The organism is Micromonospora sp. NPDC047753 (assembly GCF_040642735.1).
Taxonomy (GTDB): Bacteria; Actinomycetota; Actinomycetes; order Mycobacteriales; family Micromonosporaceae; genus Micromonospora.
In genome coordinates, this window is sequence record NZ_JBEYSL010000902.1 from 1 (window position 1) to 1043 (window position 1043).

Consider the following 1043-nt stretch of genomic DNA (forward strand, 5'->3'; position numbering starts at 1 on the left):
GATCGGTGCCACCAACGGCAGCATGATCCGGAAGAAGACCTGGGCGTGTGAGGCGCCGTCCACGGTGGCCGACTCGTCCAGCTCGCGGGGGACCACGGGCACCGGCACGGCGATCCACCACCGACTGGTCGGCGGGCGCGGTCAGTCCAGGTCGAACTCGCCGTCCTGCGCGCCGGCCACGAAGGCGTCCCACTCGGCCTGGGTGAAGACCAGCACCGGCCCGTTCGGCTCGGCCGAGTTGCGCATCCCGATCAGATCGTCGACGAAGGCGACCTCGACGGCGCTGTCGGAGGTGTCCCCCTCGGCCCGCTGCCAGACCGCCCGAGAGAGGTCGAAGTCGCCCTTGGGGTGCTGCGCCATGGTTCTTTCCTCCAGTGCCGAGGGTCGTGTGGTGACCGGGTGCCGATCCCCATCGGGCAGGATAAGCGGATGCCGAGCCTGACCCGTGTAGAGGCGACCGCGCGTGGCGCGGCGATTACTGTCGAGTCCTATCAGGTGGACCTCGACCTGACCGCTGGCGGCGACCTGTTCCGCTCCCGCGTCGAGATCCGGTTCCGGGCCACCGCCGGCGCCGCGACCTTCGTCGAGGTCAGGCCCGTCACACTGCACGGTGTACGCCTCAACCACCGTGACCTGGACCCCGGCCTGCACACCGACAACCGGTTGCCGCTCGACGGGCTGGCCGAGGAGAACACGCTCGTCGTCGAGGCCGACATGGCGTACTCGAAGACGGGGGAGGGGATGCACCGCTTCGTCGACCCGGCCGACGGCGAGACGTACCTCTACGCCATGTCGTTCCTCGACAACGCGCAGCGCATCTTCGCCGCCTTCGACCAGCCCGACCTCAAGGCCCCGATCACCCTCTCGGTCACCGCGCCGTCGCAGTGGATCGTCGCGGGCAACGCCGAGCTGGCGGCCAACCCGGCCCCCGGGCGTTGGGAGTTCGCCCGACAGAAAAGCCTGCCTCACATGCCAGGATGGTCACGATGCGTCTACCCACGTTGCGCCGGAACCGGAACGCCGAACCGGGCAGAGTCCTCGGC

Annotated in this window: 1 protein-coding gene and 2 pseudogenes; 1 reads left to right on the top strand and 2 read right to left on the bottom strand. The window is 69.5% G+C overall.

Annotated features, from left to right (window positions below; translation table 11 throughout):
* Both ABZ749_RS35615 and ABZ749_RS35620 read right to left on the bottom strand, forming a co-directional pair.
* Positions 1-93, bottom strand: a pseudogene (locus ABZ749_RS35615) (ABC transporter permease subunit); the annotation flags it as partial.
* A 48-nt stretch (positions 94-141) separates the two neighbouring features.
* The gene (locus ABZ749_RS35620; protein ID WP_124817462.1) at positions 142-360 is read right to left on the bottom strand and encodes a DUF397 domain-containing protein; all 219 of its coding nucleotides are present in this window, start codon (positions 358-360) and stop codon (positions 142-144) included.
* Between the two features lie 69 nt (positions 361-429).
* On the opposite strand from ABZ749_RS35620, the pseudogene ABZ749_RS35625 reads away from it, so the two are divergent.
* A pseudogene (locus ABZ749_RS35625) lies at positions 430-1043 on the top strand (hypothetical protein); the annotation flags it as partial.